Consider the following 7,909-nt stretch of genomic DNA (forward strand, 5'->3'; position numbering starts at 1 on the left):
TCGTTCTGGGAGCGGAGGGAAGGCGTCGGTGACGGGCGGCGGTCAGCCGTGGAACGGCAGGCCCGCGTCGGCCACCAGTTCCAGGTCGTCGGGGTCCGGGGGCGGCAGCAGCGTGGCGCTTCCGTCGGTGACGGGGACGACGCCCAGGTCGAGGAGCTCGGCCATGGCGGCGGTCCCGGCCATGTCGCGGACCTGGAGCTGGTAGCGGGCGGTGGTGCGGTACGTGCCTCCGGCGTCGTCGCCGGTGCGCTGGAGGAAGCCGGAGTCGGTGAGGAAGGCGACGGCCTTGCCGATGATGCCGGTGGTGGAGCCGGCGAGGCGGCGGGCGTCCTTGGTGGCGCCGGTGGCGCTGCGCCGGGCGTAGACGCGCCAGCCGGCCTCCAGGCCCGGGGCGTCGCTGGCCGGGTCGGTGTTGTCGCCCTGCTCCTCGGCGCGCTGCTCCAGGCGGTCGCACGCCTGGCGTACGAACGCGTCCACGCCGTTGACCGTGATCCGGCCGATGTAGGCGTCGTCGGCGAGGTCCTCGGGGCGCGGGAAGGCCATCGCGGCGACGGCGAGGTGGGCGAGACCGTGCAGGAAGCGGTCGGCGCTGTCCGAGGAGGCGCGGCGCGCGTAGTCGCCCATGCGGACGGCGAAGACGGAGTCCTCGCCCGCCGTGACGGCCATCCCGGCCCGGGGCGAGACCTCCAGGACGATGAGGCCGAGGCCGGTGGCGACGGCGTCGGCGAGCCGGGCGAAGGCGGGGTCGTCCCGGTAGCGGCGCAGCAGTTCGGCGTACTCCGCGTCGCGGGCGGGGAGCAGCTTGGGCTGGAGGCCGAAGGCGACGAGCCGGGCGGCGTCGGCCGCGTCCGCCGGGGTGACGGCGGCGGGTGCGGGCGCCGGGCGGTCGGGCTCGTAGCCGGGGGCGGGCCGGTCGGCGGGCTCGCTCCACGCGTCGGCGTGCTCTGCGCGGTGGTCGCTCACGACACTGGCTCCTCGGTGCGGAAGGCGTTGCGGGTGGTGGTACGGGGACCGGGGGCGGTCACGGCGCCTCCGTACGGTCGGCCGCCATGCCGGCGGCGTCGAGCAGGGCCGTGCCGACGATGAGGTCGGCGCCGCCGAACTCCTCGTCGTCCAGCGGGGTGCCGTCGTCCACGGAGAACAGCAGGCGGCGCTCGCCCTGGCGGTAGGCGGTGCCGACCGGGGGGCTCGCGGCGTGCACGGCGAGCAGGGCGACCAGGTAGGGCAGGTCGGGGTCGCGGCGGCGGGCGTCGGCGAGGAGGCCGGAGAGCCGGCGCGGCGCGTCGTGCTCCAGGTCGAGCAGTTCCATCGCGGCGGCCAGCTGCTCCTCGCTGAAGCGGCTGTCGTCCGGGGTGGCGATCAGGTCCGGCTCGGGCATCTCGGCGCCGAGGTGTTCGCGGGCCGGGGGCGGGCTGAGGAGCAGGTCGACCAGGTCGCCCACCCGTACCGAGACCGGGGTGCGCAGGCCGGTGCCGTGGGCGAAGAAGGCGTCGGTGGCGCGGCTCGCCCGTTCGACCGGGAGCGGCAGCAGCGGGGCGAGGAGCTGCCCGTAGAGGTCGAGGCCGGTGCGGGCGGCGGGGGCGGCGAACGCCTGGCGGTCCTGCTCGGCGCGGAAGAGCGGTCCTGCTTCCAGGAGCCGGGACTGGAGCTGGGTGTGGCGGCGGATGCAGTCCTTGACGATGTCGACCAGTTCGGCGGCGCGGCGCTTGTGCTCGGGGTCCTCGGCCTCGTCGCGGGCCTTGCGGATGTTGGTCAGGATCGCGTTCTCGTGGCGGTAGCGGTCGGCTACGTGGTCCAGGGCCTCGGCGATCATGTCGGGCACGGCGTTGAGCCAGTCGACCGCGCGGACGTTGCGCCGGGTGGCGTCGAGCGTCTTGCGCAGCGTCTCCGCGTACTGCACGGTCCGGTAGCGGGCCTGTTCGGCGGCGAGCTGGGCGTCGGCGAGGCGGCCCCGGCTGATCAGGACCTCCAGCTTGACCTCGGCGGCGATCTGGGCGCTGGTGACGTCGGTGTCGAGGGCGCCGACCAGGACGTTGACCGCCTCGTCGGTGGCCCTGAGGTAGACGCTGCCGCCGTGCCCGGGGACCTCCTCGATGAGCTTGAAGTCGTAGTCGCGGCGGACGTAGACGCCGTCGGGCCCGAAGGTGCCGTAGACCGCGCGGAATCCGCGGTCCACGCTGCCGACGTTGATCAGGTTCTCCAGGACCCAGCGGGCGACCCGTTCGTGCTCGGCGGCGGGGCGGGCGGGGGCCTGGGCGGCGACGCGCGGGAGGAGCCTGGTCACTATCTGGTCGTGGTCGGCGCCCGTGTCGAAGTCCATGTTGAGCGTGACGTGGTCGATCGCGGCGAGGGCGACCTCGGCCATCGCGTAGCCGCTGTACTCACCGGCGAGGTTCGCCTTGCGCACGTCCAGGTCGTGCAGCGGCGCGGTGCAGGCGAGCGCGCGCAGCCGCCGGGACAGCCCCTCGTCGGCGGCCGGGCCCGGTGCGGGCCGCGGCCCCGCGCTGAGCTGGGGCGCAGCGTTGTCCGTGTAGGCAGGCGAAGTCACGGTGCACAGATTAGGTCCTCGCACCGACAACGGTCGAAACGGCGCAGAAGGGCCGCTCCCGGCGGACCGGTCAGGCCTCCGCGTTCTCCCCGGCCCGCTCCCCGTAACCCCCGCCCCCGGGCGTACGCAGCACCAGCACGTCGCCCGGCCCCGCGTCCGCGCTGTCGCAGGCGGCCAGCTCCGTGCGGCCGCCGTCGGCGCGTTCGATGTGCTGGCTGCCGAGGGCGCCGGGTTCGCCGCCCGCCATGCCGTACGGGGGCACCCGGCGGTGTCCGGTGAGCAGGGCGAGGGTGACCGGTTCGAGGAAGCGGATGCGGCGCTCGACGCCGGAGCCGCCGCGGTGGCGGCCCGCTCCCCCGCTGCCCTCGCGCACCCGGAAGCTCTCCAGCAGGACCGGGTAGCGCCATTCCAGGATCTCGGGGTCGGTGAGCCGGGAGTTGGTCATGTGGGTCTGGACGGCGTCGGTGCCGTCGAAGTCCTCGCCCGCGCCGGAGCCGCTGGCGACGGTCTCGTAGTACTGGACGCGGTCGTTGCCGAAGGTCAGGTTGTTCATGGTGCCGGAGCCCTCGGCCTGGACGCCGAGGGCCGCGTACAGCGCGCCGGTCACCGCCTGCGAGGTCTCGACGTTGCCGGCGACGGTGGCGGCGGGCGGGACGGGGGCCAGCATGGAGCCCTCCGGGATGCGGATCTCCAGCGGGTTCAGGCAGCCGCTGTTGAGCGGGATGTCGTCGGCGACCAGGGTGCGGAAGACGTACAGCACGGCGGCCATGACCACGGACTTCGGGGCGTTGAAGTTGCCCGGCTGCTGCGGGGACGTACCGGTGAAGTCGATGACGGCGCCGCGGGCCTCGCGGTCGACGGTGACGGTCACCTCGATGACGGCGCCGTTGTCCGTCTCGTACCGGTAGTGGCCGTCGCCGAGCCCGGCGACGATGCGGCGCACCGACTCCTCGGCGTTGTCCTGCACATGGCCCATGTAGGCGTCCACCACCTCGGTGCCGAACTGGTCGGTCACGGCGCGCAGTTCGGCGATGCCCTTCTCGTTGGCGGCGATCTGGGCGCGCAGGTCGGCGAGGTTGGTCTCGGGGTCGCGGGAGGGGTACGGGGCGGTGGTGAGGTGGTCGCGGGTGGCGTCCTCGCGGAAGGCGCCGTCCCGGACGAGGAGCCAGTTGTCGAAGAGGACGCCCTCCTCGTCCACGGTCCGGCTGAAGGCGGGCATGGAGCCGGGGGTGATGCCGCCGATCTCGGCGTGGTGGCCGCGCGAGGCCACCAGGAAGCGCAGCACCGGTCCGTCGCCGGTGGTGTCGAACACGGGGGTCACGACGGTGACGTCGGGCAGGTGGGTGCCGCCGTGGTACGGGTCGTTGATGGCGTAGACGTCGCCGGGGCGCAGGGTGTCGGCGTTGCGCCGGAGCACTTCCTTGATCGACTCGCCCATGGAGCCGAGGTGGACGGGGATGTGGGGCGCGTTGGCGATCAGGTTGCCGTCGGCGTCGAACAGGGCGCAGGAGAAGTCGAGGCGCTCCTTGATGTTGACGGAGCGGGCGGTGTTCTCCAGGGTCACGCCCATCTGCTCGGCGATGGACATGAAGAGGTTGTTGAAGACCTCCAGCATCACCGGGTCGACCTGGGTGCCGACGGCCTGCCGGGCGGGGCGCGGGCGGGCGCGGGTGAGGACGAGGTGGCCGGTGGCGGCGAGTTCGGCCTGCCAGCCGGGGTCCACGACGGTGGTGGCGTCGGCCTCCGCGATGACGGCGGGGCCGGTGACGACGTCGGTGGCCCTGAGGTCGTCCCGGCGGTGGAGCGGGGCCTCCTGCCAGTGCCCCTCCGCGAACATGCGGGCGGTGTCGTGGGGGCGGGGTGTGGTGGGGGCGCCCTCGTCGCGTGCGGGCGGCCGGATCTCGGCGTGGCCTCCTGCGGCCCCGGTGGCCTCGACGGAGACGGTCTCCACGACGAGCCGCCGGTCGGCCGTGAAGCCGTAGCGGGCGCGGTGCTCGCGGGTGAAGGCGTCGGTCATGGCGGCGGCCGTGTCCAGGGCGACGGGCAGGCTCGCGTCGGTGCCCTCGTACCGCAGCAGGACCCGGGCACGGGTGCTGATGGCGTCGGCGGGCACGCCGTCGGCGCGCAGGTCGGCGCTCGTACGGGCGGCGAGCTCGTCGCACAGCTTCCGGACCCGGGTCTCGGAGTCCGGGTCCAGGGCGGCTTCGAAGGACTGCTCGCGCATGGCGGTGGCGTCGGCGAGCCCGATGCCGTACGCGGAGAGCACCCCGGCGAGCGGCGGGACGAGGACGGTGTCGATGCCGAGGGCGTCGGCGACGGCGCAGACGGCCTGGCCGCCGGCGCCGCCGAAGCCGGTGAGGGCGTAGCGGGTGATGTCGTGGCCGCGCTGTACGGAGATCTTCTTGACGGCGTTGGCCATGGAGAGGACCGCGATCTCCAGGAACCCGGCCGCGGTCTCGGCCGCCGTCCGCTTGGTGCCGGTGGCCCGGGCGACCTCCTCGGCCAGCTCCTCGAAGCGCTCGCGCACGATGTCCGCGTCGAGGGGCCGGTCGCCGTCCGGCCCGAAGACGGCGGGGAAGTGGGCGGGGCGGATACGGCCCAGCATGACCTGGGCGTCGGTGACGGTGAGCGGCCCGCCCCGGCGGTAGCAGGCGGGGCCGGGGACCGCGCCCGCGGAGTCCGGGCCGACCCGGTAGCGCCGGCCGTCGAAGTGGAGGACGGAGCCGCCGCCGGCCGCGACGGTGTGGATGTTCATCATGGGGACGCGCATCCGGGCACCGGCGACTTCCGTGCCCAGTTCGCGTTCGAACTCGCCCGCGTAGTGCGAGACGTCGGTGGAGGTGCCGCCCATGTCGAAGCCGATGACCCGGTCGTGGCCGGCCTGGGCGGAGGTGCGGACCATGCCGACGACCCCTCCGGCGGGCCCGGAGAGCACCGCGTCCTTGCCGCGGAAGTGGGCGGCCTCGCGCAGGCCGCCGTTGGACTGCATGAACATGAGCCGGATGCCGGGGAGTTCGGCGGCGACCGAGTCGACGTACCGGCGCAGGATCGGCGAGAGGTAGGCGTCCACGACGGTGGTGTCGCCGCGCGGGACGAGCTTGATCAGCGGGCTGACCTCGTGCGAGCAGCTGATCTGGGTGAAGCCCGCGGCCCGGGCCTCGTCGGCGACCGCCTGTTCGTGGGCCGGGTGGCGGTAGCCGTGCATCAGGACGACGGCCGCGCTGCTCAGCCCGTCGGCGCGGGCCTCGCGGAGCAGGCGGGCGACTTCGTCGCGGTCGAGCGGGGTGAGGGTGCGGCCGTGGGCGTCGATGCGCTCGGGGACCTCGATGACCCGGTCGTAGACGGCTTCCGGGAGGAGGATGCGGCGGTCGAAGAGGCGGGGACGGTTCTGGTACGCGATGCGCAGGGCGTCCCGGAAGCCTTCGGTGATGACCAGGACGGTCGGTTCGCCGCGCCGTTCCAGCAGGGCGTTGGTGGCGACGGTGGTGCCCATCTTGACGGCGGCGACCCGGTCGGCGGGGACCGGCTCGTCGGGTCCGAGCCCGAGCATCAGCCGGATGCCGGCGACGGCGGCGTCGCGGTAGCGGTCCGGGTCGTGCGAGAGGAGTTTGCGGGTGACGAGCTCTCCGTCGGGGCGCCTCCCCACCACGTCGGTGAAGGTGCCGCCACGGTCGATCCAGAACTCCCAGCGCCCGGTCATGCCCCCATACTGGCCCGCCGTCCGGTGATCGCGGAACAGGGCGGGGAGCGGCGCGCCCCCGACGCGCTGCACTCCTGTGGTACTACGGGGTGTCCGGCCGGTCAGACCGCCGGGGCGTCCGGGCCGATCCTGCTGCGTACCGCCGACTGGACCTCGGCCTCCTCGGCGGGGTCGGCGGCCAGGCGGCGCAGCCGCTCGGCGACGCGCAGGTCACCGGTCTCGGCGTGGCGGGCGGCGACCTCGCGGGTCGTCTCCTCGCAGTCCCACAGGCACTCGACGGCGAACCCGGTGGCGAAGGACGGGTCGGTGGCGGCGAGGGCCCGGGCGGTCCGGCCCCGCAGCTGCGAGGAGGACGTCTCCCGGTAGATGTGGCGCAGTACGGGTGCGGCGCAGGCGATGCCGAGGCGTCCGGCGCCGTCCACGAGCGCCCAGAGCCGTGGCGCGTCGGGTCCGTCGCCGCGTACGGCGTCGCGCAGCGCACCGAGCACCGCCGGGGCGTCCTGCGGTCCGCCGCGTCCGGCCAGCACTCCGGCGGCGGACGCTCCGAGCGCGTCGGGCCTGCGGGCCCAGCGGCGGGCGCGCTCCACGGCGTCCTCGCCGCACATGCGCTCGAAGGCGGCGACGGCAGCGTCGGCGACGGTGCCCCGGGGCTCGGCGGCGGCGGTCTCGATCAGGTCGAGCACGACGGGGTCGCGGACCTCGGCGGCCAGGTAGTGGAGGGCGGCGCAGCGGGCGGCGTCGGGTCCGCCGTGGGCGGCCGCGACGATGTCGGACCGGTCCTCGGGGCCGGCGACGGCGGCGAGGCAGCGGGCGGCGGGCACGTGGAGCACGCTGCCGCGCTCCAGGCCCTGCTGGGCCCAGTCGAAGACCGCCTGGACGCTCCAGCCGGGCCGGGGCCCGCCGGGGCGCATCTGGCGCTGCCAGCGGTCGAAGGAGCCCTGCTCGGACGCGGCCCGGACGCGGGCGCCGACGGCCTCGCGCGGGTCGTCGGCCCAGAGGCGCCAGGGGCGGGGCTCGTAGGCGTCCCGCACGGTCGCGGCCAGCTCGGCGCGGCCCTCGGGGTCGTCGGGGAAGCGGGCGAGCACGGGCTCGGCGAGGGAGCGGAGTCCGGCGTCGTCGTCGCGCAGGGCCAGCTCGTCCAGGGCCCAGGCCCAGTTGGAGCCGGTCGCGGCGTAGCGCCGCAGCACGGCGAGGGCGTCGGCGCGCCCGTAGGAGGCGAGGTGGCCGAGGACGGACAGGGCGAGGCCGGTCCGCGAGTCCTCGGTGTCGAGGTGGTCCTCGGGGTCGGTCAGGTGCCGCTCGATCTCCTCGACACCGCCGTCGAGGTCGAGGTAGAGCCGCGCGTAGTAGAGAGAGCGGTTCTCCACCTGCCAGTCGTGGCGCGGGTCGCTCAGGACGCAGTGGTGGAGAGCCGCCAGGGCCTCGGAGCGCGGTGCGGCGAGCGCGTGGAGCGTGCCGTCGCCGCGGCCTCTCTGGAGCAGGCCGAGCAGGGTGCCGCTCGGCGCTATGAACGGATCGAACATGGGGAAAGCCTCACATCAAGCTGTCGACACAACCGGGACTGTGCAGTTCCACGTGCTCCGGGACGAGCACTGGGGCGAGCCCTAGGGCGTGTCCGGCGGATCAGGGCCGGGGTCTCGGCGCCTGGCACGGCACCTCGC

The 7,909-nt window shown here is 74.8% G+C and carries 4 protein-coding genes; all 4 read right to left on the reverse strand.

Annotated features, from left to right (window positions below; genetic code table 11):
* Positions 1–42: 42 nt before the first annotated feature.
* Positions 43–963 carry a hypothetical protein gene (locus AMK18_RS22760; RefSeq protein ID WP_018103967.1) on the reverse strand — a complete coding sequence of 307 codons (921 nt, stop codon included), beginning with the start codon at positions 961–963 and terminating at the stop codon, positions 43–45.
* 58 nt (positions 964–1,021) lie between these two features.
* A complete protein-coding gene (locus AMK18_RS22765; RefSeq protein WP_018103966.1) occupies positions 1,022–2,548 on the reverse strand; it encodes a hypothetical protein in 1,527 nt (508 codons plus the stop codon).
* 70 nt (positions 2,549–2,618) lie between these two features.
* Positions 2,619–6,248, reverse strand: a complete 3,630-nt coding sequence (locus tag AMK18_RS22770) for a hydantoinase B/oxoprolinase family protein (protein WP_073864554.1) — start codon at positions 6,246–6,248, stop codon at positions 2,619–2,621.
* A 101-nt stretch (positions 6,249–6,349) separates the two neighbouring features.
* A complete protein-coding gene (locus tag AMK18_RS22775) occupies positions 6,350–7,771 on the reverse strand; it encodes a hypothetical protein (protein ID WP_073864257.1) in 1,422 nt (473 codons plus the stop codon).
* Positions 7,772–7,909: the final 138 nt, after the last annotated feature.

This window comes from Streptomyces sp. CB01249 (genome assembly GCF_001905735.1).
GTDB lineage: Bacteria > Actinomycetota > Actinomycetes > Streptomycetales > Streptomycetaceae > Streptomyces.

Excerpts from the sequence above, each read along its gene's own strand:
- AMK18_RS22775 (WP_073864257.1), bottom strand. The coding sequence starts at position 7,771 with ATGTTCGATCCGTTCATAGCGCCGAGCGGCACCCTGCTCGGCCTGCTC.
- AMK18_RS22770 (WP_073864554.1), bottom strand. The coding sequence starts at position 6,248 with ATGACCGGGCGCTGGGAGTTCTGGATCGACCGTGGCGGCACCTTCACC.